Genomic DNA, 25,793 nt, shown 5'->3' on the forward strand with positions numbered 1-25,793 from the left:
GTGATCTGGGGCTCGGACTATCCGCATCCCGAAGGCTGCTGGCCGAAGACGGCGGAGAAGATGCTGGTCTCCCTCGGCGGCCTGCCGGAAAGCGATCTGGAACAGATCTTCTGGAAGTCGGCGGCGGAGGTCTACGACCTCGACCTGCCGGCGCTCAACAAGATCGCCGCCAAGATCGGCCCGAAGAAGAACTGGCTCGCCACCGCCCAGGCCGCGGAGTAACGCGCGCCATGGCATCAACCATTCCGGCTGCGGTCATCGCGGCGGCGGCTCGCTGGCCCGACCGCTCCGCGATCGAGGAAGGCGGTGCCGTCTCGAGCTTCGCTGCGCTCGAGGCGGCCCGCCGGACCGCCGCGCGCGCCTTCATCGCCGCCGGGATCGCCAAGGGCGACCGGGTGGCGATCTGGGCGCCCAACATGGCGGAATGGATCGTCGCCGTGGTCGGTCTGCAATCGGTCGGCGCCGTTCTCGTGCCGCTGAATACCCGCTTCAAGGGCCGGGAGGCCGGGCAGATCCTGCGCGCCTCCCGGGCGAAGCTGCTGCTGACCGTGCGCGGCTTCCTCGGCTTCGACTATCCCGCCATGCTGGCCGGCGAAGACCTGCCGGACCTGAAGGCCATGGTCATCCTGAAGGGCGAGGCCGGCGCCGACCTGGACTGGCCGGCGTTCCTCGCGCAAGGGACCAGGGTCACCGAACAGGCGGCGGCGGATCGCCTCGCCGAGGTCGGGCCGGACGATCCCTGCGACATGCTCTTCACCTCCGGCACCACGGGTCTGCCCAAGGGCGTGGTCTCGCGCCACGGCCAAACCGTGCGCATGATCGAGGCATGGGCCAGCGTCGTCGGCCTGACCGAGCAGGATCGCTTCCTCGTCGTCAACCCCTTCTTCCACTCCTTCGGTTACAAGGCGGGCTGGCTCGCCTGCCTGCTGAAAGGCGCGGCCTGTCTGCCGGAAGCGGTGTTCGACACCACCCGCCTGCTCGACCGCATCGAGCGGGAGAAGGTCAGCGTGCTGCCCGGCGCGCCCACGGTCTATCAGTCGATCCTGGGCGATGGAACTTACGCCGCGCGCGACCTGTCGTCCTTGCGTCTCGCCGTCACCGGCGCGGCCAGCGTGCCTGTCGACCTGATCCGGCGCATGTTCACCGACCTGAAGTTCGACGTCGTGCTGACCGCCTATGGTCTGACCGAGGCGCCGGTCGTCACCATGTGCGGCGTGGGCGACGATCCCGAGACCATCGCCAATCGCTGCGGCAAGCCGATCCCGGGCATCGAGGTGATCTGCGCCGACGAGGGGGGCCGGGAAGTGCCGCGCGGCACCGAAGGCGAGGTGCTGGTGCGTGGCTACAACGTCATGGCCGGTTACTTCGAGAACGAGGCGGCCACAAAGGACGCCATCGACGATGCCGGCTGGCTGCATACCGGCGACATCGGCGTGATGGACGAGCGCGGTTACCTGAAGATCACCGACCGCAAGAAGGACATGTTCATCGTCGGCGGCTTCAACTGCTATCCGGCCGAGATCGAGAACATCATCCTGTCCCGCCGCGACATCGCCCAGGCCGCCGTGGTCGGCGTGCCGGACGAGCGCATGGGCGAGGTCGCCAAGGCCATCATCGTGCCCGCCCGGGGAGCGGTCCTCGAAAAGGATGAATTCCTCGCCTGGTGCCGCGCCAATATGGCCAATTACAAGGCGCCCCGCCAGGTCGAGATTTGCGAAACCCTGCCGCTGACCGCCAGCGGCAAAGTCCAGAAATTCATGTTGCGGTAACGCACAGCGTTATCAGGGAAGACGCCATGAACAAGAGCATGAGCATCGAGGCGATGGTCGGCCGGCTGAAAAGCGGCATGACCATCGGCATTGGCGGTTGGGGCGCCAGGCGGAAGCCCATGGCGGCCATCCGGGAAATCCTGCGCAGCGACGTCAAGGACCTGACCGTCGTCTCCTATGGCGGGCCGGATGTCGGCCTGCTCGCCGCCGCCGGCAAGATCAGGAGGCTGGTGTTCGGTTTCGTCTCGCTCGATTCCATCCCGCTCGACAATCACTTCCGTTCGGCCCGTCAGGCCGGCAGCTTCGAGACGCTGGAAATCGACGAGGGCATGTTGCAATGGGGCCTGCGCGCCGCCGCCATGCGCCTGCCTTTCCTGCCCACGCGCGCCGGCCTTGGCACCGATGTCGAGGGGCTGAACGGCGCGCTGCGCACCGTCACCTCGCCTTACGACGACGGCGAAGTGCTGATCGCCATGCCGGCGCTGAACCTCGACGCCGCCTTCGTCCATGTGAACGCGGCGGATACCTTGGGCAATGCCATCGTCACCGCGCCCGATCCCTTCTTCGACGAATTGTTCTGCCGCGCCGCCGATCAGGCTTTCGTCACCACCGACCGGCTGGTCTCGACCGCGGAACTGGGCGGGATGCCCGGGATGCGCCATCATCTCGTCGAGCGGTCCTGCGTGACCGGCGTCGCGCTGGTGCCCTTCGGTGCCCATCCGACCTCGTCGGGGCCGGATTACGGTTTCGATTTCAAGCACCTGAAGGATTACAACGACGCCGCCTTCCCCGACTGGCGCGCGCGTTTCGTCGATGGCGTCAGCCACGATGCCTATCTCGCCGCCGTGGGCGGGGCTGAAAAGCTCGCCGCGCTGCCGCTGCCCGTGTTCTGAGGAGAGGGACGATGACCTATACGCTCGCGGAACTCTGCATCACGGCGGCGGCCGAAGCCTGGCGCGGCAATGGCGAAGTGCTCGCCTCCGGCATCGGGCTCATTCCCCGGCTGGCGGCCTCCCTCGCCAAGGAAAGCTTCGAGCCGGCCCTGATGATGACCGATGGCGAAGCCTATCTGGTCGAGGAACCGGTGCCGGTCGGCAAGCGCGGGACCTATGTGCCGAAGGTCGAGGGCTGGATGACCTATGCCCGCGTCTTCGACGTGGTCTATCGCGGCCATCGCCATGCCATGACCGGCCCGGTGCAGGTCGACCGCTTCGGCCAGCAGAATATCTCGGTCGTCGGCGATTACCGGAAGCCTAAGGCGGCCTTGCTCGGCGTGCGCGGCATTCCGGGCAACACGATCAATCACATCAATTCGATGTTCGTGCCCAATCACTCGACCCGGGTCTTCGTCTCGGGCGAGGTCGATATGGTCTCGGGTGTCGGCTACAACCCGGCGCGGCTGTCGGGCGGCCGGTCGGATCGTTTCGTCGATCTTCGCCTGATCGTCACCGATCTCGCGGTGCTCGATTTCGGCGGCAAGGATCACGCGATCCGCGTCCGTCACCTGCACCCGGGCGTCAGCTTCGATCAGGTCCAGGCGGCGACCGGCTTCCCGCTCGAAGGCCGCGAGACGGCGACGGAGACCCCGGCGCCGACGGCGGAGCAGCTTCGCCTCATTCGCGAGGTGCTGGACCCGCATAACGTCCGCGCCACGGTGTTCAAGGAAAACCCGCCGGGCGACCGGCGCGAAGCGGCCTGAAGGTGGCGGCCCGCCCGGGCCAGACAGAGGGCGGGCCACACCGAACGAGACAAAAGAAACGGCGGAGGCAGCGAATGGGCGAGATTGTTTACGAGACGGACGAGCCGGTCCACTACAAGGTGGCCGATGGCATCGCCACGATCACCATGGACCGGGTGCGTTACAACAACGTCCAGAACAGCCAGATGACCTATGCCCTCGACGCCGCCTTCCGCCAGGCGGTCGACGACGACGAGGTGAAGGTGATCGTGCTCGCCGGTGCGGGCAAGCATTTCTCGGCCGGTCACGACATCGGCACGCCGGGCCGCGATGTCGAGAAGAGTTTCGATCGCAAGCATCTGTGGTGGGATCACGTCGGCAAGCCCGGCGGCGAGAAACTCTTCATCCGCGAGCAGGAAGTCTATCTCGGCATGTGCCGGCGCTGGCGCGATATTCCGAAACCCACCATCGCCATGGTGCAGGGCGCCTGCGTCGCCGGCGGGCTGATGCTGGCCTGGGTGTGCGACCTGATCATCGCGGCTGACGATGCCTTCTTCGCCGATCCGGTGGTGCGCATGGGCATTCCGGGCGTCGAATATTTCGCCCATGTCCACGAGCTGAACGCGCGCATCGCCAAGGAATTCCTCTTCCTCGGCGAGCGGATGCCGGCGGAGCGCGCCTATCAGATGGGCATGGTCAACAAGGTCGTGCCCCGCGCCGAGCTGGAGGCCGAGACCTATGCCGTCGCCAGCCGTATCGCCGCCATGCCGCGCATGGGCCTCGCCCTCGCCAAGCAGGTGGTGAACCACATCGAGGATCTGCAGGGCAAGCGCGCCGGCATGGACAATGCCTTCGGCTACCATCACTTCGCCCATGTCCACAACACGCTGGTCCAGGGCGACACGCTGGGCGGTTTCGACGGCAAGGCCATGGCCAAGTCGCAGAAATCGGTCGAGGACAAGAAGGTGGCGGAGGCCGGCGAATGACCCATCCAGCTCTCTCCACCCCGCTGACCGAACGCCTCGGCTGCCGTTACCCGATCCTGCAGACCGCCATGGGCTGGGTGGCGACGCCGCAGCTGGTCGCCGCCACCTCCAACGCCGGGGCTTTCGGCTTCCTCGCCGGCGCGGTCATCCCGGCGGAGCAGATCGAGGAAGAAATCCTCAAGGTGAAGGCGCTGACCGATCGGCCCTTCGGCCTGAACCTCCACATGTTCCTGCCCGGGGCCGATCACATGCTGGACATGGCGATCAAGCACGGGCTTCGCGCCGTCTCCTATTCCCGCTCGCCCTCCGCCGCGCTCGTTTCCAAGCTGAAGGACGCCGGCCTCGTCTGCATCCCGACGGTGGGCGCGGTGAAACACGCCGTCGCCGCCGTGAAGATGGGCGCCGACATGGTGACGGTGCAGGGCGGCGAAGGCGGCGGCCATACCGGCAATGTCCCCACCTCCCTGCTGATCCCCCAGGTGCTGGACGCGGTGAAGGTGCCGGTGGTCGCCGCCGGCGGCTTCAAGGACGGGCGCGGTCTCGTCGCCGCCCTCGCCTACGGCGCGGCCGGCATCGCCATGGGCACCCGCTTCCTGATGACCAGCGACAGTCCGGTGCCGCGCGCGACGCTGGAGCGTTACGTCACCTCCGACCTCACGAATATCATCGTCTCGACGAGGGTCGACGGCGCGCCCATGCGCATGATCCTGAACGAGACCCTGGGCCGACTGGAGAAATCGAGCATCGTCGGGCGTTATTGGACGGCGCTGAAATCCGGCCTCGCCTTCCGCAAGCACGCGGGGCTCGGCTATGTCGAGATGCTGAAATCGGCCCTCGCCAATGCCCGCGCCAACAAGCTGACCCTGGCCGAAACCCTGATGGCGGCCAATTCGCCCATGCTGATCCAGCGTTCCATGGTCGAGGGCCACCCGTCGGAAGGCGTGCTGCCCTCCGGTCAGGTCGCCGGCCTGATCCGCGACCTGCCGAGCGCCGCCGAGGTGATCGAGCGCATCATCGCCGAGGCGGAAGCCCGTCTCGACGCCCTGAACCCTTCGCGGCGCGATGTCGCCGCCGCCGAGTGAGGCATCCGATGGATTTCACCTATACCGTCTCCGACCGCATCGCCGAAGTGGTGATGAACCAGCCGCCGGTGAATGCCTTCAATTCGACCGGCTGGAATAATCTGGCGAAAACCATCCGCGCGGCGGGCGAGGACCCGTCGGTCAACGTCGTCATCCTGCGGGCCGAGGGCCGCGGTTTCTGCGCCGGCGTCGACATCAAGGAACTGGCGGCCGACGGCAGCAAGATCGTCGCCGTGAACAAGGGCTGTTACGACAGTTTCGAGGCGGTGCATCACTGCAAGGTGCCGGTGATCGCGGCGACCCATGGTTTCGTGCTGGGCGGCGGCATCGGCCTCGCCGGCGCGGCCGATATCATCGTCGCCTCGGAAGACAGCTATTTCGGCCTGCCGGAGATCGACCGCGGCGCCATGGGCGGCGCGTCCCATTTCCTGCGCATGTTGCCGCTGCAGAAGGTACGCGCCCTGTTCTACACCGGCGAGAGCATCAAGGCCGCCGAGATGGCGAAATGGGGCGCGATCGAAAGCGTCGTGCCACGCGAGAAACTGGTCGAGACCGCCCGGGCGCTGGCCGCCAAGATCGCCGCCAAATCGGGCAAGGCGCTCCGCCTCGCCAAGGAAGCCCTGAACGGCATCGAGCCCGTCGACATCGAGCGCAACTACCGCTTCGAGCAGGGCTTCACCCTGGAACTCTATACCTCCCCCGACAGCCAGGAAGCGCGCGACGCCTTCGTCGAGAAGCGCGACGCCAAGTTCGGTTAAGGCGATGGACCTGCAGTATACGCCAAAGCAGCAGGCTTTCCGGGCCGAGGTTCGCGCCTGGATGGCCTCGCATGTGCCCAAGCAACGCCTGAAGTCCTACGACACGGCCGAGGGTTTCGAGGAGCACCGGGCCTGGGAGCGGGTCCTGAACTCCGGCCGCTTCGGCATGGTGACCTGGCCGGAGTCCTTGGGTGGGCGCGGCGCCGATCTCATCGAATGGCTGATCTTCGAGGAGGAATATTACCGCGCGGGGGCGCCCGGCCGGGTGAACCAGAACGGCATCTTCCTGCTCGGCCCGACCCTGATGGAATATGGCACGGCCGAGCAGAAGACGCGTTTCCTGCCGCGCATGGCGGCGGGTGACGACATCTGGGCGCAGGGCTGGTCCGAGCCCGGCGCCGGCTCCGACATGGCGGCGATCCGCACCAAGGCGATCCGCGACGGCAAGCATTACGTCATCAACGGCCAGAAGACCTGGTCGACGCGGGCGGTCTTCGCCGACTGGTGCTTCGGTCTGTTCCGCACCGATCCCGACAGCAGCCGTCACCACGGCATGAGCTTCATCCTGGTGCCGCTCGACACCCCCGGCATCACGCGCCGGCCGATCCCCCAGCTCGACGGCGAGCCCGGCTTCGCCGAGCTGTTCTTCGACGACGTGCGCGTGCCCGTCGAGAACCGTCTGGGCGACGAGGGGCAGGGCTGGAACATCGCCATGGCGACGGCGGGATTCGAGCGCGGGTTGATGCTGCGCAGCCCGGCGCGCTTTCAGGAAACGGCGAAACGCCTCGTCCAGCTCTACCGCCGGCACGAGGCGCGGGTCTCGCCCGGCGTGCGCGATCTCGTGCTGAAAGCCTGGATGGACGCGGAGGCTTACGCCCTCAACACCTATATGACCGCCAGCCGGCTGATCGCGGGCGGCAAGATCGGTCAGGAAGCCAGCCTCAACAAGATCTTCTGGTCGGAACTCGACAGGTCCATGCACGAGACCGCGCTGTCGATCCTCGGCGCCCGGGGCGAATTGCTGGCGAGCGGCGTGGACGATGCGGACGACATCACCCGCTGGCTCAAGGGCTTCCTGTTCTCGCTGGCCGGGCCGATCTATGCCGGGGCCAATGAGATCCAGCGCAACATCATCGCCGAGCGGCTGCTGAACCTGCCGCGGTAACGAGGCGCGTCAGCTCGGCGCGGCAGGGCACAGTGCCTTCGTGTCGGAAGGTCCCGGCCTTCGCCGGGACGACAGGTTGAGAACAAGAAGAATCGTCATTCCGGCCAAGGCCGGAATCTCGGAAAAATAGGCCACCGGACGCCGGGGAGAGACCGATGAAATTCGCCTTTACCGAGGACCAGCTCCTGTTCCGCGACACGGTACGGGATTTCCTCGCCGCCGAATGCGGCCCGGCGCAGGTGCGGGAGATCGCGGCCGGCGACGGCCGCTCGCCCGCGCGCTGGACCAAGCTGGTCGAGATGGGCCTGACCGGCCTTACGGTACCTGAGGCGCAGGGCGGCCTCGGCCTCTCGCTGGTCGATGGCGTCCTGATCGCCGAGGAGGCGGGCCGCGCGGCGCTGCCGGAGCCGCTGGTCGACCAGATCGCCATCGCTGCGCCCCTTCTCGCCGGTTTCGTCGACCGGGCCGATGTGGCGGAGATTCTGGCGGGGATCGCCGCCGGCACGGTGAAGATCGCCGCCGGCCATCCGCTCGATCCCTTCGTCGCCGATGCTGGCGAGGCCGACTATCTGCTGCTGGGGCGGGACGATGCCCTGCATCTCGTGCCCCGGGACCGGGTGACGCTGACGGCGGAAACCAGTGTCGATCCCTTGCGCCGGATCGCCGCCGTCGAGTGGACCCCGGGCAACGACACGCTCCTGTCCTCCGATCCGGCGGTGCTGGGCCGAATGCTCGACCTCGGCGGGTTGGCCTCTGCCGCGCAGGGCCTCGGCCTTGCCCAGACCATGGTCGATCTCGCGGCCGACTACGCCCGCACGCGCCAGCAGTTCGGCAAGGCCATCGGCAGTTTCCAGGCGGTGAAACACCACCTGGCAAGCGTGCAGGTGGCGATCGAATTCGCCAGGGCGCCGGTCTACAAGGCCGCCTTCACCCTTGGCCCCCGCGACATCTCCCACGCCCGCGTCGCGGTGATCGACGCCGCGGCTTCGGCGGCCCGGACCGCGATCCAGGTCTTCGGCGCCATGGGCTACACCTATGAGGTCGATCTGCATTTCTTCATGAAGCGGGCCTGGGCGCTGGCCGGCGTCTGGGGCGACCGGCACTACCATCTGGCCCGTCTGTCGCGAATGGTCCTTTCGGACGATGCGGCCCTCGGTGCCGATGGCACATTTGCTGACAAATAATCTGTTCGAGGAATCTCACCCATGGCCGAAGCCTATATCATCGACGCCGTCCGCACCCCCGTCGGCCGCCGCAACGGCAGCCTGTCGCGCGTGCACCCGGCCGACATCGGCGCCCATTCGATCAAGGCGCTGATCGAGCGCACCGGCATCGACCCGGCGGCGGTGGACGATGTGGTCTTCGGCTGCGTCGACGCCCTGGGCCCGCAGGCGGGCGACATCGCGCGCACCTGCTGGCTGGTCGCCGGCATGCCGGAAGAAATTCCGGGCACCACGGTCGATCGCCAGTGCGGCTCGTCCCAGCAGGCGGTGCATTTCGCGGCGCAAGGGGTGATGTCGGGCACGCAGGATCTCGTCGTCGCCGGCGGCGTCCAGAACATGAGCCAGATTCCCATCGCCTATGCCATGGTCGCGGCCGAGCCCCTCGGCTTCAAGGACCCGTTCTCCGGCTCCGAGGGCTGGGTGGCGCGCTATGGCACGCAGGAAGTCTCGCAGTTCCGCGCCGCCGAGATGATCGCCGAGAACTGGGACTGCTCACGCGAGGAGATGGAGCGTTTCGCCCTTCAGTCGCATCAGCGCGCGGTGGCGGCGATCACCGGCGGTCTGTTCGACAAGGAAATCGCCCCGGTCGGCGCCTTCGCCCGGGACGAGACCGCGCGGGCCGATACCAGCCTCGAGAAGATGGCGACGCTCAAGACCCTGCGCGAGGGGGGGCGGATGCACGCCGGTGTCTCGTCGCAGATTTCCGACGGCTCTGCCGCGATCCTGATCGCCTCGGAACGGGCGGTGAAGGAACATAATCTGAAGCCGCGCGCGCGCATCCATCACCTCTCGGTGCGGGGCGCCGACCCGGTGTGGATGCTGACCGCGCCGATCCCCGCGACCGCCTATGCCCTGAAGAAGGCGGGCATGAAGATCGAGGATATCGACACGGTCGAGATCAACGAGGCTTTCGCCTCCGTCGTCCTCGCCTGGCTGAAGGAAACCGGCGCCGATCCGGCGAAGGTCAATCCGAACGGCGGTGCCATCGCCCTCGGCCATCCGCTGGGCGCGACCGGCGCCCGCCTGATGACCACCATGCTGCACCAGCTGGAGCGCACCGGCGGCCGTTACGGGTTGCAGACCATGTGCGAAGGCGGCGGTCAGGCCAATGTCACCATCATCGAGCGGCTGTGAGGGCGGGCGCATGATCTGTCAGGGTCGCATCGTCGCCGTCACCGGGGGGGCCCGGGGCCTCGGCCGTGAATATGTCCTCGAATTCGTCCGCCAGGGCGCCAAGGTCGTGGTCAACGACCTGGGCGTCTCGCGCGACGGCCATGGCGGCGGCTCCGATGCCGCCGACCAATTGGTCGCCGAGATCCGGGCGATGGGCGGCGAGGCGGTGGCCAATTACGCCGATGTCGCCGATTGGGAAGGCTCGGGTTCCATCGTCCGCACGGCGATCGAGACGTTCGGCGGTCTCGACGTGATCGTGAACAATGCCGGCTTCCTGCGCGACCGCATGTTCGCCAACGCGACCGTCGACGAATGGGACGCGGTGATGCGCGTGCACCTGCGCGGTCACTTCTGCGTCGGCAATCATGCCGCGCGCTACTGGCGCGACCGGCAGAAGGCGGGTCAGCCCGTCGACGCCCGCATCATCAACACCTCGTCCGGCGCCGGGCTGCAGGGCAGCATCGGCCAGGCGGCCTATTCGGCGGCCAAGGGCGGCATCGCTTCCCTGACCCTCGTGCAGGCGGCGGAACTCCGGCGTTACGGCGTCACCGCCAATGCGCTGGCCCCGGCGGCGCGCACCCGCATGACGGAAGAAGCCTTCGGCGATGCCATGAAGGCGCCGACCAGTGGTTTCGACGCCAATGACCCCGGCAATGTCGCCCCCCTCGTCGCCTGGCTCGGCTCCGCCGCCTCGGCTCATGTCACGGGCCGGGTGTTCGAGGTTTCGGGCGGGCGCATCTGTCTCGCCGACGGCTGGCGCGACGGGCCGGAGGTCGACAAGGGCGCGCGCTGGGACCCGGCGGAAGTCGGCGGCGCGGTCCACGACCTGCTGGCCCGCGCCGCGCCGGTGAAGAAGGTCTGGGGCTCGTGAGCCTCGCGCCCCCATCACCCCGTCATCCCGGCGCAGGCCGGGATCTCGCAGGTGTTGGCCGCAGCGCCCTCGCGTCACAGGGTCCCGGCCTTCGCCGGGACGGCGGGGTCGGGGATGCTTCCCTCAGGCGTCATCCCGGCGCAGGCCGGGATCTCGCGAGGATTGGCCGCAGCGCCGGGGTCGTGGAGGCCTTGCCATGAATTTCGCCTTCACCGAGGACCAGGACCTGATCCGCGAGTCCGCGCGCGGCTGGCTGGGCGAATTCGCCGGGCCGGCCCATGCGCGAAAGGTGATGGCGACCGCCGAGGGCTATGACCGCGCGCTGTGGGCGGAGGCCGTCGCCCTGGGTTGGACCGGGCTGATAGTGCCGGAAGACCAGGGCGGCCTTGGCCTTGGTTTCGTCGAGCTGGCGATCCTGATGGAGGAAATGGGCCGCGCGCTCTACCCCTCGCCCTTCGAGGCGACGGTGGCGCTGGCCGCCAATGCCCTGATGGCGGTTGGCACGGCGCGCTATCTGGGGGCCATCGCGGGTGGCGGGATCACCGCGACGCTCGCCGCCGGCAATGCCACGGGGAAGATTACGGCGATTGCTTCGGACGGCGGCTTCCGCCTCGACGGCATGCTCCGCCATGTGCCGGACGGGGCGCGGGCCGATCTTCTGCTGGTCGCGGCCGAGTTCGCTGGCCGCACCGCGCTTTTCGCGATCGAGGGTGAGGTCGCGGGCCTGACCCGAACCGGCCTTGCGACCATGGACCAGACCCGCCGCCCGGCGGAGCTGTGTTTCGATACTGTGCATCTGCCCACCGATGCCCTGATCGCCGCCGATGCCGGGCGGGCGCTTTCCCTCGCCCTCGACCGGGCGGCGGTCGCGCTGGCCGCCCATGCCGTCGGCGCGGCGGAGAAATGCCTCGAGATGACGGTCGATTATACCAAGGGCCGGGTCCAGTTCGGCCGGCCGGTCGCCAGTTTCCAGGCGGTGAAGCATCAATGCGCCGACATGGCGCTGGCGGTCGAAACCTCGCGCTCCGCCGCCTATTGGGCGGCCTGCGTCGCCGACGATAGCGGGCACAATGGCGACGGCACCGTCCTAGCCCTCGCCGCCTCGGGCGCCAAGTCCTGGGCCGGCCGGGCCTATTTCGACTGCGCGGCGACGGCGATCCAGCTGCACGGCGGCGTCGGCTTCACCTGGGAATATGACGTCCATCTCTATTTCAAGAACGCGCGGGCGCTCGACGCCCTGCTCGGCGACGGTGCCCACCACCGCGAGCGGGTGGCACAACTGATCGGCCTCGACGATCTGGCGGAGGCGGCGCAATGAAACTCTCCTTCTCCGCCGATGACGAAGCCTTCCGCGCCGAAATATCCGGCTGGATGGCCGACAATCTGACCGGCGACTTCGCATCCCTGAAGAACCGGGGCGGCCCCGGCGACGAACACGCCTTCTTCGAGGAAAGACGGGCGTGGGAGCGGCACATGGGCAAAGCCGGCTGGACCGGCGTCGGCTGGCCCAAGGCGGCCGGCGGGCGCGGCGCGCCCCTGTCCCATCAGGTCATCTTCTACGAGGAATATGCCCGGGCGGGTGGCCCGGGCCGCGTCGGCCATATCGGCGAAGGCCTGGCCGGGCCGACCATCGTCGCCTTCGGCAGCGAGGATCAGAAACGCCGTTTCCTGCCCGGCATCCTGTCGGGCGACGATCTGTGGTGCCAGGGCTATTCCGAGCCGAACGCCGGTTCGGACCTTGCCAATGTCCGCACCCGGGCGCGCCTCGTCGGTGACCGCTGGGTGATCGACGGGCAGAAGGTCTGGACGTCGCTCGCCCATGTCTCGGACTGGTGCTTCGTCATCGCCCGGACCGAGGACGGCACCAGCGGCCACAAGGGCCTGTCCTATCTCCTCGTCCCCATGAAGCAGAAGGGCATCACCGTCCGCCCGATCCAGCAGATGACGGGGACGTCCGAATTCAACGAAGTCTTCTTCGACGGGGCCGAGACGGCGGCGGAGAATATCGTCGGCAAGCCGGGCGAAGGCTGGAAGGTCGCCATGGGCACCCTCGCTTTCGAGCGCGGCGCCTCGACCCTCGGCCAGCAGATGGCCTTCCGCAACCAGCTCGACGAGATCATCGCCATCGCCAAGGCCAACGGCCGCGCCAAGGACCCGGTGATGCGCCAGCGCCTGGCGGAAGCCTGGATCGGTTTGCAGATCATGCGCGCCAATGCCCTGCGGATGCTGTCCCAGGCGGAGAAGCCCGAGTTGCCGCGCGAAGCCTATGTCTCCAAGCTCTATTGGGCGACGTGGCACCGCGACCTCGGCAAGCTGGCCATGGACGTGCTGGGGCCGGAGGCGGATGTGTTTCCGGGCGAGCCCGGAACCTACGAACTGACCGCCTTGCAGCAGCTGTTCCTGTTCACCCGGTCCGACACGATCTATGCCGGCACCAATGAAATTCAGCGCAACATCATCGCGGAGCGTGCCCTCGGCATGCCGCGCGAAGCCCGCGCCTGAGAGACGAGATCATGACCCAGCCCGCCCCCGCCTATCCCCCCGCCCATAATCTTCTCGCCGGCAAGACGGTGCTGATCACCGCCGCCGCCGGCACCGGCATCGGCTTCGCCACGGCGAAACGCGCGACCGAGGAAGGCGCCACCGTGATGATCTCCGACATCCACGAAAGGCGCCTCGCCGAGGCCGCCGCGCGGATCGAGGCGGAGACCGGCCGCAGGCCCCTGACCCATCTGTGCAACGTGACGAAACAGGCCGATGTCGATGGCCTTGCCGCTGCGGCCGTGGCGGGTCTCGGCCACATCGACGTGCTCGTCAACAACGCCGGACTCGGCGGCTCCGCCCCCCTCGTCGAGATGACGGACGAGCAGTGGAACGTCGTCCTCGATGTAACCTTGACCGGGACATTCCGCATGATGCGCGCCATTCTGCCGCACATGATGGCGCGGAAAGGGGGCATCATCGTCAACAATGCCTCGGTGCTCGGCTGGCGGGCGCAGAAGCTGCAGGCGCATTACGCCGCCGCCAAGGCCGGGGTCATGGCGCTCACACGCTGCGCTGCGGTAGAAGCGGCGGAGCATAACATTCGTATCAATGCCGTTTCCCCCAGTCTGGCGATGCATGAATTCCTGAATCGGGTGACCAGCGACGAGTTACTGGCCCAGTTGACGTCGCGTGAAGCTTATGGTCGCGCTGCCGAGACATGGGAAATTGCGAACGTTATTATCTTTTTGGCCAGCGATTACGCCACTTACATGACGGGCGAAGTGGTGGCAGTATCCAGTCAACGCGCTTGACTAAGCTCGTCAAACATCATAACCCCAAGCGTCCTTTGTGGAGGAGAGACCCAATGACCGATCTGGCGAAAATCACCGAAGAAATGAAGGCCCGCGTGGGCGAGAATTCCGGCCTCGGCGCGTCCGTGAAGTTCGACTTCAAGGGCGACGGCATCGTCTACGTCGACGGCAAGTCGGTCCCGAACAGCGTGTCGAACGAAGACAAGCCGGCCGATTGCACCATCAAGATTGCCAAGGACGACTTCATCGCCCTCGGCGACGGCAAGCTGAACCCGACCACCGCCTTCATGATGGGCAAGATCAAGGTCGAGGGCAACATGGGCGTCGCCATGAAGCTCCAGACGATCTTCAAGTGATCGACTGACACGTCTTCCGCGTGCCAAAGGCCGCCGCGTTCATTCGCGGCGGCCTTTTTCGTGTCCGCCTCGGACAGGTCGGCGTCCATTTGAGGGGTGCCGGCACCGATCTGCCTCTGCTATCAGGGGTGCGGGAGGAAATGGCATGACACCATGGGATGGCGTGCACGAATTCGTGCAGGTGGTCGAGATCGGCTCCTTCACCAGGGCGGCGGAAAGCCTGGGCGTCTCCAAATCCTTCATCTCGAAGCAGGTGACGGATCTCGAGAACCGGCTGGGCGTCCGCCTGTTGCAGCGCACAACGCGTCAGGTCTCACTGACCCCGGAAGGCGAGGTTTTCTACCGCAATTGCCGCGAGATGGTCGAAGCCTTCGAGCGCGCCCAGGGTCTCGTCTCCGAGATGCAGGAACAGCCCACGGGCCTGTTGCGCATCGCCCTCAACAACACTTACGGCGTCGAATTCATGGCGACGGCGGTCGCCGAATTCGCCTCGACCTACGACAAGCTGACGGTCGAGGTCGTCACCTCCCTGACCGACAGCGATCTCGTCGGCGATGCCAATGACGTCACCATCCGCTATGGCCAGCAGGAGGACAGCAGCCTCTATGCCCGGCAGATCGGCCATCAATCCTTCTGCCTCTGCGCGACGCCGGCCTATTTCCGCAAACATGGAAAGCCGGCCAATCTCGCCGAGCTGAAGGAACACAACTGCCTCACCAACCGCACCGGCTACTGGCACTTCAATTCGGCCGGCGGCACCATGAAGGTGAAGGTGAACGGCACCTGGAAATGCGACGACGGCTCGGGCATCGTCGCCGCCGCCCGCTGCGGCCTCGGCCTCGCGCAATTGCCCGTCGTCTTCGTCCGGCGCGAGCTTCGCACCGGGCAGCTGGTCGCGCTCGAGGACGACTGGAGCTTTTTCGATCGCGATGTCTGGGTGGTCTATGGCCACAAGCAGAACCTCTCGCTCAAGGTCCAGCTCCTGCTCAATTTCCTCACCCAGCGCTTCGAACGCGCCCAGCAGCGGCCCCAGCGTTTCACCCTGCCGGAAACCTGGCAGGATCTGGAATAGGGCTCAGACCCGTCGTCCCGCCAGATTGATCGCGATCAGGGCGACCAGCGCGAAGCCCAGCATGGTCGCCGGCATGGCATGGACCGGGGCGAGGGGCAGGGCGGCGACGAGGCCGGCGCCGGCGGCACCGATCACCATATGCAGGGCGCCCAGGGCGGCGCTGGCGGTGCCGGCGATCTTGCCGACCGGCAGCAGGGCGTGGCCGATCATGAGGGGCAGCAGGAAGCCATTGCCGATCTGGGACAGCAGCGCCGCCGCGATCGGCGGCCAGGGCGAGGTCAGGCCCGCGGCCTCCGCGACGAGAACCAGCGCCGGGGCGCCGATCAGCAGGGCGAAGCCGCAGGCGAAGCGCAGACGGCCGCGATGGCCGAATACCCTGGCCATGAAACAGGCGAGGGCGAAGGCGGCGGCGTAAAGCGCGGTGACCAGCGAGACGCCAAGGCCCGACCAGCCGAATTCCCGCGCCAGCAGGGGCTGGGCCGCCGCGACCTCGGCATAGGCGCCGCCGATGATGGCGCCGGAGGCTATGGCATTGCCGAGGAAGACGGGATGGCGCAGCACGGCGCCATAATCCCGCAGGATGGTCGGCAGACCGCCCCGGCCCGCGCGGTCGTGATGGCTCTCGGGCAGGAGCCACGACACGCCGAAGGTGACGGCCAGGCCGCAGACGACGGCAAGGCCGAGCGACGAGCGCCAGCCGAACGCCTCGGTGACCACGCCGCCGACGATGGGGGCGAGGCCCGGCATCACCGACATGGCCGCGGTCAATATCGCCATCATCCGCAGGAAATGCGGCCCGTGCCAGCGATCGCGGGCGATCGCCCGCGGCATGGCGAGGCCGGCCGAAGCCCCGAAGCCCTGCGCCACCCGGGCCAGCAACAACAGGGTGCCGCTGCTGGCCAGCGCGGCGCCGAGGCCCGCCGCGACATAAAGGCCAAGGCCGAGGAAGAGCACGGGGCGCCGCCCGATCCGATCGGACAGCGGCCCGACCACCAGCTGGCCAAGGGCAAGACCCACCAGCACGGCGGACAGGATGAGCCCGGTCGATGCCGCCTCCATCCCGGTATCGGCGGCGATCCGGTCGAGCGAGGGCACGACGATATTGGTCGCCAGCTGGCCGAGGGCGGTCAGCGCCGCCAGCATGAGGATGAGGGAAAGGCCGGGGGCGGCCAGGGCAGCCGGGGCGGGGCCGTCGCGAAGCGTCATGTCGAAATCCGGGAATGCGGGGCCGGGAAGAGCCATGACGCCAGCATTGCCGCGGGGCAGCATTCAGTCCAATAATGACTGATCAAGTTATTATAAGTTTGGATTATGAAGGCGATTGAACTCCGTCATTTGCGCTGCCTCGTCACCATCGCCGACGAGGGCAGCTTCGGCCGGGCGGCGGCCCGGCTCGGCATGTCGCAACCCGCCGTCAGCCAGTTGCTGCGCCGTCTCGAGGATGTGCTGGGCCAGCCGCTGATCGACCGGGCCTCCCAGCCGGTCGGGCTCACCCCGGTCGGCGCCCTCGTGCTGCCGGCGGTGCGGCGCTGCCTTCTGGCGGTCGACGACGCCTTGGCCCTGGCCCGGCGGGCGGCGCGGGGCGAGACCGGGCGCCTGCGCATCGGTTTCAGCGCGCCCTCGCTCTATAATGATGTGCCGGTGATGATCCGCCGTTTCCGCGCCGCCAGCCCCGACGTGACGGTCGAGATGATCGCGGTGCCCAGCCAGGATCAGGCTGCGGCCCTGCTCGACCGGCGCATCGACCTCGGCTTCGGCTCGACACCGGCGGAAGATGCCAGCCTCGCGCGGATCCTGGTGGGGGAGGAGGGGATGCTGGCCGCCCTGCCGGTCTGGCACCCGCTGGCGGGGACCGGCCCCTTGCGCCTCGTCGATCTCGCCGGGGAGGACTGGATCCTGCCGCCGCGCGGCACCCATGCGCGCGACAGCCTGATCCTTCACTGCGCCGCCCTCGGCTTCACGCCCCGCATCGCGGGCGAGAATGGCGATTTCACCGCCGTCCTGGCGCTGGTGCGCACGGGCGCCGGCATCGCCCTGGCCGCCGATCGCTTCCGCGATTTCACCGGGCCGGATCTCGTTCTGCGGGCGATCGAGGATTTCCAGCCCCGCCTTTGCACCTATCTCGCCTGGCGGCGGGACGAGAATGATCCGATCGTCGAGCGTTTCCTGGCAACGGCGGGCAAGGCCGAACGGAATTCTTGAGACGGCGAGGCGTGACTTTCCAAATCGGCACGGCCCTCTCCCCCCAAGGGGCGGAGAGGGAGTTGCTTTCCGTATGACGGAGACCGCACTCTCCTTGTCGCCATCCCGGCGAAGGCCGGGATCTCGGGCCGGCAAGGGCAAGGGGCAAGCGGGCGCCCGGCCTCAGTCCAGCAGGCTGACGTGGGCGGAGACGACGCGCCAGCCTTCGGGCAGGCGGGCCCAGACCTGGGTCTGGCGGCCGCGGCGGCCGGATTTGATGCGGGTGTATTCGGTGTTGGCGACGCCGAGGTCCGGCCCGAAGGTGGTGATCCTGGTGTTTTCCAGGGTACGGGCGAGGTCGGAGACATCGCGGCCGCTGCGATAGGCGGCGATCGCTTCGGCGCCGTAGAGATTCTCGCCCGGCCCGAAGCGCAGCACCCGGGGGTCCTGCCAGAAGAAGTGATTGAGCGCCACCGTGTCATTGGCCATCAGCGCGCGCTCGTAAGCCTCGAAAGCCGCCCGGATTTCCACCAGGGCGGTCGGATGATCGATCCAGAGGTCGGGCACGTCGTCGTTGCTCATGGAATTCTCCTACCTGAAGCCTGCGCGGAATTCAATCACGGTTGACCAATAATTGTATACATGCACAAAAAATAGACGGCTCTGTGTCGTCGAGGTCTTCACCCCGGTCTGGTGCGATCCGTGAAACACCTTATGGAACAATAAGTTGATCGTCTTGTGACAGGACCGCCGCGCTTGGTCTGCCTTTTGCATTGCATACAAGGCGATTTTCCAGGGGGCGTGGCATGACCAAATTCCTTCTCGAGGCGGAGCCCGGTGCCCTTGGTGCCGAGCTTGAGCGCACGGCGCTGGTCATCATCGACATGCAGCGGGATTTTCTCGAGCCGGGTGGTTTCGGCGAGACCCTGGGCAATGATGTCTCGCTGCTGGCCAAGGCGATCCCGCCGGCCAAGGCGGTGCTCGAAGCCGCGCGGCGGGCCGGCATGCTGGTCATCCACACAAGGGAAGGGCACCGGCCCGACCTGTCGGACGCGCCGCCGGCCAAGGTCAATCGCGGCAGCCCGACGACGAGGATCGGCGCGCCGGGTCCCATGGGCCGCATCCTGATCCGGGGCGAGCCGGGCCAGGACATCATCCCCGAGCTTTATCCGATCGCGGGCGAAGTCGTCATCGACAAGCCGGGCAAGGGCGCCTTCTTCGCGACCGACCTCGGCCTCGTTCTCGCCAACAAGGGCATCGACACGCTGCTGGTCTGCGGCGTGACCACGGAAGTCTGCGTCCACACGACGATCCGTGAAGGCAATGACCGGGGCTATCGCTGCGTCGCCATCGGCGATGCCTGCGGCTCCTATTTCCCGGAATTTCACGAGGTTGCCCTGCGCATGGTCAAGGCTCAGGGCGGCATTTTCGGCTGGGTGAGCGATGCCGCCAAGGTGGTGTCGGCGCTCGGGGCTTGCGCCGCCGTGGCGGCGGAATAGGGCAGGGGGCTGCGTAATGACGACCATGACCAAACCGAAACTCTGGACCCCGGGCGACCTCAACGCCTTCTTCGGGTTCGGCACCAATATTCTCGTCAACATGCTGGTGCTGACCGGCCTGCTGCGCTTCGTGCTGAAGATGCCCGACGACATCGTCTTCGGCCGCATCCTGCCGGCCATGGGTCTGATGATGGCCCTGTCGACCGGCTATTACGCCTGGCTGGCCTACAAGCTGGCGCAGAAGACCGGGCGCAGCGATGTCTGCGCCCTGCCGTCGGGCATTTCGGTGCCTCACATGTTCGTGGTGACCTTCGTCATCATGCTGCCCATCACCCTGACCACCGGCGATCCGATCAAGGGCTGGGAGGCGGGCCTGACCTGGGTCTTCATCCAGAGCTTCGTGCTGATGGCGGGCGGCTTCGTCGCCCCGATCATTCGCCGCATCACGCCGCGCGCCGCCCTGCTGGGCACGCTGGCCGGCGTCTCGGTCACCTTCATCTCGATGAAGCCCGCGCTCGAAATGTTCGTCACGCCGGTGATCGGCCTTGCCTGTTTCGGCGTCATCCTGATGGCGTGGTTCGGCGGCCTGAAATATCCGAAGAACCTGCCGGCCGGCCTCGTCGCCATCATCGTCGGTTGCGTCATCGCCTGGGGCTCGAACCTGTTCGGCTTCAATTTCGGCGGCATGTCGGGCGAGGGGGTCGCGGGCGCCCTGTCCAGCTTCGGCTTCTCGGTGCCGCTCCCGGCCTTCGATCATGTCTTCAGCGGCTTCCAGTTCCTCGGCATCATCCTGGTCACCGCCATTCCCTTCGGCATCTACGACCTCGTCGAGGCCATGGATAATGTGGAATCGGCGGAAGTCGCCGGCGATACCTATCCGACCACCCGGGTGCTGACCGCCGACGGCGTGGTCAGCCTGATCGGTTGCCTGATGGGCAATCCCTTCATCAACGCGGTCTATATCGGCCATCCGGGCTGGAAGGCCATGGGCGGGCGCATCGGCTATTCCGCCGCGGTCGGTGCCATGGTGATCGTGCTGTCGTGGTTCGGCATCATCGCGCTGATGCTCGCCCTCGTCCCCGTGGTCGCGATCGCGCCCATTCTTCTCTATATCGGCATGCTGATCGGCTCCCAGGCCTTCCAGGAGACGCCGCGCAGCCATGCCCCGGCCATCGTCCTCGCCCTCACCCCCCATCTCGCCGACTGGGCCAAGGTCCAGATCGACGGGGCGCTGGGCGCGGCGGGCACCACGGCGGCCGCGCTCGGCGACAAGCTGGCGATGAACGGCGTCGTCTACCACGGGCTCGAAGTGCTGGGCGGTGGCGCCATCCTCGGCGGGTTGATGCTGGGGGCGATCGCCGTCTTCATCATCGAGCGGCAGTTCATGAAGGCTTGCTTCTTCTCGCTGGCGGCGGCGGCCATGACCTTCTTCGGCTTCATGCACAGCCATGTCATCGGCATCGGCGAAAGCCCGACGGTGGTCGCCGGTTATCTTCTGGTCGCGCTGGGGCTCGCCCTCGCCGCCCGGCGGGTGGTACCATCCTCGGTGAATGTCGGCGGCGGGCATACCCATGCGGTACCCGAACCGGCCGAGTGACAGTGTAGCCGTCTCCCCCGGCCCTGACCGGCCGGGGGAGATCTTGTCGCCCCGGGGATCTTGCGTATGCCTTCCGATTTCGATGCCGACACTTATATGAATGCCGTCGCGCCCGCGCTCGGCCTCGACATCCCGGCGGTGGCCCGCCCCGGTGTCCTCCAGTTCCTGAAACTCGCCGCCGCCATGGCGGCTCTGGTCGAGGCGGCGCCGCTGGGCGACGATACGCTCGACCTCGACGGCGTCTTCGAGCCGGTAGCCCCGTGAGCCTCGATCCTTTCGCGTCGGCGCGCGAGATCGCCGCCGCGGTCCGCGAGGGCCGCACCACCGCCCTTTCCGTCACCCGCCTGTTCCTCGACCGGATCGAGGCGATCAACCCCATCCTGAACGCCTATACCGATGTGACGGCGCGGCGCGCGATCGCGACCGCCCATGCCATCGACGCGCGGCGGGCGCGGGGCGAGCCCCTGGGGCCGCTGGCGGGCGTGCCCTTCGCGGTCAAGAATCTGTTCGATCTCGAAGGCCTGCCAACGAGGGCCGGCAGCCTGATCAACCGGGAACGCACCCCGGCGACCCGCGACGCCGTGCTGGTCGAGCGGCTGCTGGCGGCGGACGCGGTGCCCCTCGGCGCCCTCAACATGGGCGAATATGCCTATGACTTCACGGGCGAGAATGCCCATGACGGCGCCTGCCGCAATCCCCACGCCCCGGACCACATGGCCGGCGGCTCGTCGTCCGGCTGCGGCGCGGCGACGGGCGGCGGCCTCGCCCCCCTGTCGCTTGGCTCCGACACCAACGGCTCGATCCGGGTGCCGTCCTCGCTCTGCGGCATCTTCGGCCTGAAGCCGACCTATGGCCGCCTGCCGCGCAGCCGCAGTTTTCCCTTCTGCGACAGTCTCGATCATCTGGGCCCCTTCGCCCGTGACGTCGGCGACCTCGCCCTCGCCTATGACCTCCTACAGGGCCATGACGAGGGTGACCATGCCTGTGCCCGCCGGGCGATCGAGCCCGTCTCCGACCGGCTCGGCCTCGGCATCGGGGGGCTGCGCGTCGCGGTGCTGGGCGGGCATTTCGATACCGCCGGCATGGCCGCCGCCAGCCGGGCGGTGGAGATCGTGGCCCGCGGCCTCGGCGCGCGGGAAGTGGTGGAACTGCCCGGGGCCGAAGCCGGCCGGGCCGCCGCCTTCATCATCACCAACAGCGAAAGCGCGGCCTTCCATCTCGACCGCCTGCGGGCGCGGCCGCTCGATTTCGATCCCGAGACGCGGGACCGCTTCCTGGCGGGCGCCCTGCTGCCGGCCGCCTGGTCGGTGAAGGCCCATCAGGTCCGGCGCTGGTATGCCGGGCAGGCGGCCCGCCTGTTCGAGCGATTCGACCTGCTGATCGCGCCTTCCACCCCGATGTCGGCGCCGAAGGTCGGCCAGAAGACCATGGCGTTGCGGGGCCAGACCGTGCCTGTCCGGCCCATGTTCGGGCTGTTCACCCAGCCCATCTCGGCGATCGGCCTGCCGGTCTGCGCCGTTCCCGTGCCGCGGGCCGGGGAAGAGGGGCTACCGATTGGCGTCCAGCTGATCGCCGCGCCCTGGCGGGAGGATATCGCCCTGCGCGCCGCCGCCCATCTCGAAGCCGAAGGCCTTGTTTCGGCGCCGCTTCCCGCCCAGTTGTAAGGCGCCGGAATGAAGATCCATGCGGCCGTTGCAGGGCTTGCCGGATTCGTCGGAGGCCACCCGCTTTCCGCTTGACGAGTCGGGACCTCGCCCATATGTTCGCGCCTCCACTCGGACGGCGGTGGCAGGGGTTCAACCTGAACGCGGCGTCGACGAGTTAAGAGTACCGGACATCGGTCACGGATAACCCGGGGCCACGAGATTTTGGTCGGCGACAGCGCCGAGAGCGCTGTAGGCCGATTTTGTTGCGTGAGCCCGCTCTTTGACAATCTGGCGGGGGCTTACGTGACTCGAACGAGGGAAGAGAAGGCAAGGACTGATGCCGACCATCAATCAGTTGCTCCGTAAGCCGCGTCAGAAGCCGGCCTACCAGAACAAGGTTCCGGCGATCACCGGCAACCCCCAGAAGCGCGGCGTTTGCACCCGCGTTTACACGACGACTCCGAAGAAGCCGAACTCGGCCCTTCGCAAGGTCGCCCGTGTCCGCCTCGTCAACGGGTTCGAGGTCACCTCGTATATCCCCGGCGAAGGCCACAACCTTCAGGAGCACTCGGTCGTGCTGATCCGTGGCGGTCGCGTCAAGGATTTGCCGGGTGTCCGTTATCACGTCATTCGCGGCGTCCTTGATACCCAGGGCGTGAAGAATCGTAAGCAGCGCCGGTCGAAGTACGGCGCGAAGCGTCCGAAGTAAGGAGAGGCCCCATGTCTCGCCGCCACAGTGCCGAAAAACGCGAAGTTCTGCCGGATCCCAAGTTCGGCGACATCGTCGTGACCAAGTTCATGAACAGCCTGATGTATGACGGCAAGAAGTCCGCTGCCGAGACGATCGTCTATGGCGCCTTCGACCGCATCCAGTCCAAGACTGGGCAGGACCCGATCCGCGTGTTCCACGACGCCCTGTCGAACGTCCGTCCGGCGATCGAAGTGCGCAGCCGCCGCGTCGGCGGCGCGACCTATCAGGTCCCCGTGGAAGTGCGCAACGAGCGCAGCCAGGCGCTGGCCATTCGCTGGCTCATCACTTCGGCGCGCAAGCGTTCCGAGCACACGATGACCGAGCGCCTTTCGGGCGAGCTGATGGACGCGGTGAACAACCGCGGCACGGCCGTCAAGAAGCGCGAAGATACCCATCGCATGGCGGAGGCCAACAAGGCCTTCTCGCACTATCGCTGGTAACGGGAGCGTATCGACATGCCTCGTACGACGCCGCTTGGCGACTACCGCAATATCGGCATCATGGCCCATATTGACGCCGGCAAGACCACCACGACCGAGCGAATCCTCTATTACACCGGCCGTTCGCACAAGATCGGCGAAGTGCATGATGGCGCCGCCACCATGGACTGGATGGAGCAGGAGCAGGAACGCGGCATCACGATCACGTCCGCCGCGACGACCTGTTTCTGGAACAACCACCGCGTCAACATCATCGACACCCCCGGGCACGTCGACTTCACCATCGAAGTCGAACGTTCGCTCCGCGTGCTCGACGGCGCGGTTGCCGTGTTCGACTCTGTCGCCGGTGTCGAGCCGCAGTCCGAGACCGTGTGGCGCCAGGCCGACAAATACGGCGTGCCGCGCATGTGTTTCGTCAACAAGATGGACCGCACGGGCGCCAACTTCTATCGCTGCGTCGACATGATCGTCGATCGCCTCGGCGCCAAGCCGCTCGTGCTGTCGATCCCGGTCGGCTCCGAGTCGGAATACGCCGGCATCATCGACATCGTGAAGATGAAGGCGGTCATCTGGCGCGACGAGTCGCTGGGTGCGAAGTTCGACATCATCGACATCCCGGCCGAATACGCCGAGAAGGCCGCCGAGTATCGCCACACGCTGGTCGAGACTGCCGTCGAGCAGGACGACGCGGCGATGGAGGCCTATCTCGAAGGCACCGAGCCGGATGAAGCGACCCTCAAGGCCTGCATCCGCAAGGGCACGATCGCGCTCGCCTTCGTTCCCGTGCTGAACGGTTCCGCCTTCAAGAACAAGGGCGTGCAGCCCCTGCTCGACGCCGTGATCGACTACATGCCGTCGCCGCTCGACGTCCCCGCGATCAAGGGCATCGATTTCAAGACCGGCGAGGAAGTCGAGCGTCATTCCTCGGATGACGAGCCGACCGCCGTTCTCGCGTTCAAGATCATGGACGATCCGTTCGTCGGCACGATCACCTTCTGCCGCGTCTACTCGGGCAAGCTCGAGACCGGCGCCGCGGTGCTGAACTCGACCAAGGACAAGCGCGAGCGCATCGGCCGCATGCTGCAGATGCACGCGAACAGCCGCGAGGACGTCAAGGAAGCCTTCGCCGGCGACATCGTCGCCCTGGCCGGCCTCAAGGAAGTCCGTACCGGCGACACGCTGTGCGATCCGAACAAGCCGGTGATCCTCGAGAAGATGGAATTCCCCGAGCCCGTCATCGAGCTGTCGATCGAGCCGAAGTCCAAGGCCGACCAGGAAAAGCTGGGCATCGCGCTCAGCAAGCTGGCCGCCGAGGATCCCTCGTTCCGCGTCTCGACCGATCAGGAATCCGGCCAGACCATCCTGAAGGGCATGGGCGAACTCCACCTGGAGATCAAGGTCGACATCCTGCGCCGGACCTACAAGGTCGACGCGGCCGTCGGCGCTCCCCAGGTCGCCTATCGCGAAACGATCACCAAGCGCGCCGAAGTGGATTACACCCACAAGAAGCAGACCGGCGGCACGGGCCAGTTCGCCCGCGTCAAGCTGGTGTTCGAGCCGCTCGAAGCCGGCAAGGGCCGTGTGTTCGAGAGCGCGATCGTCGGCGGTTCGGTGCCCAAGGAATACATCCCGGGCGTCGAAAAGGGCATCGCCTCGGTCTCGGACAACGGCGTCATCGCCGGCTTCCCGATGATCGACTTCAAGGCCACGCTGATCGACGGCGCCTACCATGACGTCGACTCCTCGGTTCTCGCCTTCGAAATCGCCTCCCGTGCCGCCTTCAAGGAAGGCATGGAAAAGGCGGGCCCGAAGCTGCTCGAGCCGGTGATGAAGGTCGAGGTCGTGACGCCGGAAGATTATGTCGGCTCGGTCATCGGCGATCTGAACAGCCGTCGCGGCCAGATCTCGGGCACCGAGAGCCGGGGCAACGCGGCGGTGATCAACGCCAATGTCCCGCTGGCCAACATGTTCGGCTACATCAACACGCTGCGCTCGATGACCCAGGGTCGCGCGCAGTACTCCATGGTATTTGCCCACTACGAGCCGGTGCCTCAGGCGGTCGCGGATGAAGTCCGCGCCAAGTACGCCTGAGTTCGAAACCGCTAGAGTTACGGAGAGCCACGATGGCCAAGGAAAGTTTCAAGCGGACGAAGCCGCACTGCAACATCGGCACGATCGGTCACGTCGACCATGGCAAGACGTCGCTGACGGCGGCGATCACCAAGGTGCTGGCGGAGACCGGTGGTGCGA

27 protein-coding genes are annotated in these 25,793 nt (G+C 67.0%); 25 read left to right on the top strand and 2 right to left on the bottom strand.

Annotated features, from left to right (window positions below):
* From WAZ62_RS22070 to WAZ62_RS22145, 16 genes are all read left to right on the top strand, one after another.
* On the top strand, positions 1-222 hold a 222-nt coding region (locus WAZ62_RS22070; protein ID WP_422645674.1), incomplete at its 5' end, for an amidohydrolase family protein.
* 8 nt (positions 223-230) lie between these two features.
* Complete coding sequence (locus WAZ62_RS22075) at positions 231-1,769, top strand: FadD3 family acyl-CoA ligase (RefSeq protein ID WP_422645675.1); 1,539 nt, start codon at positions 231-233, stop codon at positions 1,767-1,769.
* A 26-nt stretch (positions 1,770-1,795) separates the two neighbouring features.
* A complete protein-coding gene (locus tag WAZ62_RS22080) occupies positions 1,796-2,662 on the top strand; it encodes a CoA transferase subunit A (protein ID WP_422645676.1) in 867 nt (288 codons plus the stop codon).
* An 11-nt stretch (positions 2,663-2,673) separates the two neighbouring features.
* Complete coding sequence (locus tag WAZ62_RS22085; RefSeq protein WP_422645677.1) at positions 2,674-3,468, top strand: CoA-transferase subunit beta; 795 nt, start codon at positions 2,674-2,676, stop codon at positions 3,466-3,468.
* A gap of 74 nt (positions 3,469-3,542) precedes the next feature.
* Positions 3,543-4,433 carry an enoyl-CoA hydratase gene (locus tag WAZ62_RS22090; protein ID WP_422645678.1) on the top strand — a complete coding sequence of 297 codons (891 nt, stop codon included), beginning with the start codon at positions 3,543-3,545 and terminating at the stop codon, positions 4,431-4,433.
* A complete protein-coding gene (locus tag WAZ62_RS22095; RefSeq protein WP_422645679.1) occupies positions 4,430-5,515 on the top strand; it encodes an NAD(P)H-dependent flavin oxidoreductase in 1,086 nt (361 codons plus the stop codon). Before WAZ62_RS22090 ends, WAZ62_RS22095 begins: the two co-directional genes overlap by 4 nt.
* A gap of 8 nt (positions 5,516-5,523) precedes the next feature.
* On the top strand, positions 5,524-6,273 hold the full coding sequence (locus WAZ62_RS22100) for an enoyl-CoA hydratase family protein (protein ID WP_422645680.1): 750 nt from the start codon (positions 5,524-5,526) through the stop codon (positions 6,271-6,273).
* A gap of 4 nt (positions 6,274-6,277) precedes the next feature.
* Entirely contained in the window at positions 6,278-7,438 is a 1,161-nt protein-coding gene (locus WAZ62_RS22105) for an acyl-CoA dehydrogenase family protein (protein WP_422645681.1), read from the top strand.
* A gap of 155 nt (positions 7,439-7,593) precedes the next feature.
* Positions 7,594-8,622, top strand: coding sequence for an acyl-CoA dehydrogenase family protein (locus WAZ62_RS22110; protein WP_422645682.1), 1,029 nt, complete (start codon positions 7,594-7,596; stop codon positions 8,620-8,622).
* 21 nt (positions 8,623-8,643) lie between these two features.
* A complete protein-coding gene (locus WAZ62_RS22115; protein WP_422645683.1) occupies positions 8,644-9,795 on the top strand; it encodes an acetyl-CoA C-acetyltransferase in 1,152 nt (383 codons plus the stop codon).
* Positions 9,796-9,805: 10 nt separating this feature from the next.
* Positions 9,806-10,705: an SDR family oxidoreductase gene (locus tag WAZ62_RS22120; protein WP_422645684.1), complete on the top strand. Its 900-nt coding sequence runs from the start codon at positions 9,806-9,808 to the stop codon at positions 10,703-10,705.
* A gap of 196 nt (positions 10,706-10,901) precedes the next feature.
* Positions 10,902-12,023, top strand: a complete 1,122-nt coding sequence (locus tag WAZ62_RS22125) for an acyl-CoA dehydrogenase family protein (RefSeq protein ID WP_422645685.1) — start codon at positions 10,902-10,904, stop codon at positions 12,021-12,023.
* Entirely contained in the window at positions 12,020-13,207 is a 1,188-nt protein-coding gene (locus WAZ62_RS22130) for an acyl-CoA dehydrogenase family protein (protein ID WP_422645686.1), read from the top strand. Before WAZ62_RS22125 ends, WAZ62_RS22130 begins: the two co-directional genes overlap by 4 nt.
* A gap of 11 nt (positions 13,208-13,218) precedes the next feature.
* Complete coding sequence (locus tag WAZ62_RS22135) at positions 13,219-14,001, top strand: SDR family oxidoreductase (protein ID WP_422645687.1); 783 nt, start codon at positions 13,219-13,221, stop codon at positions 13,999-14,001.
* Between the two features lie 53 nt (positions 14,002-14,054).
* Positions 14,055-14,357, top strand: a complete 303-nt coding sequence (locus WAZ62_RS22140; RefSeq protein WP_109907057.1) for an SCP2 sterol-binding domain-containing protein — start codon at positions 14,055-14,057, stop codon at positions 14,355-14,357.
* Positions 14,358-14,502: 145 nt separating this feature from the next.
* A complete protein-coding gene (locus tag WAZ62_RS22145) occupies positions 14,503-15,429 on the top strand; it encodes a LysR family transcriptional regulator (RefSeq protein ID WP_422645688.1) in 927 nt (308 codons plus the stop codon).
* Positions 15,430-15,432: 3 nt separating this feature from the next.
* Here the strand turns inward: WAZ62_RS22145 and WAZ62_RS22150 are convergent, their stop codons facing one another.
* Positions 15,433-16,635 (bottom strand): MFS transporter, encoded by a 1,203-nt coding sequence (locus WAZ62_RS22150; RefSeq protein ID WP_422645689.1) that lies wholly within the window; start codon positions 16,633-16,635, stop codon positions 15,433-15,435.
* Between the two features lie 105 nt (positions 16,636-16,740).
* On the opposite strand from WAZ62_RS22150, the gene WAZ62_RS22155 reads away from it, so the two are divergent.
* On the top strand, positions 16,741-17,631 hold the full coding sequence (locus WAZ62_RS22155; protein WP_422645690.1) for a LysR family transcriptional regulator: 891 nt from the start codon (positions 16,741-16,743) through the stop codon (positions 17,629-17,631).
* A gap of 162 nt (positions 17,632-17,793) precedes the next feature.
* Here WAZ62_RS22155 and hpxZ read toward each other — a convergent pair whose 3' ends face one another.
* The gene (gene hpxZ / locus WAZ62_RS22160) at positions 17,794-18,192 is read right to left on the bottom strand and encodes an oxalurate catabolism protein HpxZ (protein WP_422645691.1); all 399 of its coding nucleotides are present in this window, start codon (positions 18,190-18,192) and stop codon (positions 17,794-17,796) included.
* A 224-nt stretch (positions 18,193-18,416) separates the two neighbouring features.
* On the opposite strand from hpxZ, the gene WAZ62_RS22165 reads away from it, so the two are divergent.
* From WAZ62_RS22165 to WAZ62_RS22200, 8 genes are all read left to right on the top strand, one after another.
* Positions 18,417-19,109, top strand: a complete 693-nt coding sequence (locus WAZ62_RS22165; RefSeq protein ID WP_422645692.1) for a cysteine hydrolase family protein — start codon at positions 18,417-18,419, stop codon at positions 19,107-19,109.
* A 16-nt stretch (positions 19,110-19,125) separates the two neighbouring features.
* Positions 19,126-20,706, top strand: a complete 1,581-nt coding sequence (locus WAZ62_RS22170; RefSeq protein WP_422645693.1) for a hypothetical protein — start codon at positions 19,126-19,128, stop codon at positions 20,704-20,706.
* 66 nt (positions 20,707-20,772) lie between these two features.
* Positions 20,773-20,970: an AtzG-like protein gene (locus tag WAZ62_RS22175; protein ID WP_422645697.1), complete on the top strand. Its 198-nt coding sequence runs from the start codon at positions 20,773-20,775 to the stop codon at positions 20,968-20,970.
* Complete coding sequence (locus WAZ62_RS22180) at positions 20,967-22,370, top strand: AtzE family amidohydrolase (protein ID WP_422645694.1); 1,404 nt, start codon at positions 20,967-20,969, stop codon at positions 22,368-22,370. Before WAZ62_RS22175 ends, WAZ62_RS22180 begins: the two co-directional genes overlap by 4 nt.
* Positions 22,371-22,689: 319 nt before the next feature.
* Positions 22,690-23,061 (top strand): 30S ribosomal protein S12, encoded by a 372-nt coding sequence (gene rpsL, locus WAZ62_RS22185; RefSeq protein WP_109907116.1) that lies wholly within the window; start codon positions 22,690-22,692, stop codon positions 23,059-23,061.
* 11 nt (positions 23,062-23,072) lie between these two features.
* Positions 23,073-23,543, top strand: a complete 471-nt coding sequence (rpsG, locus tag WAZ62_RS22190; protein WP_422645695.1) for a 30S ribosomal protein S7 — start codon at positions 23,073-23,075, stop codon at positions 23,541-23,543.
* 15 nt (positions 23,544-23,558) lie between these two features.
* Positions 23,559-25,634, top strand: coding sequence for an elongation factor G (gene fusA / locus WAZ62_RS22195; RefSeq protein WP_422645696.1), 2,076 nt, complete (start codon positions 23,559-23,561; stop codon positions 25,632-25,634).
* 32 nt (positions 25,635-25,666) lie between these two features.
* A partial coding sequence (locus tag WAZ62_RS22200) for a GTP-binding protein (protein WP_422645698.1) occupies positions 25,667-25,793 on the top strand: 127 nt, incomplete at its 3' end.

The organism is Zavarzinia sp. (genome assembly GCF_049306435.1).
GTDB lineage: Bacteria > Pseudomonadota > Alphaproteobacteria > Zavarziniales > Zavarziniaceae > Zavarzinia.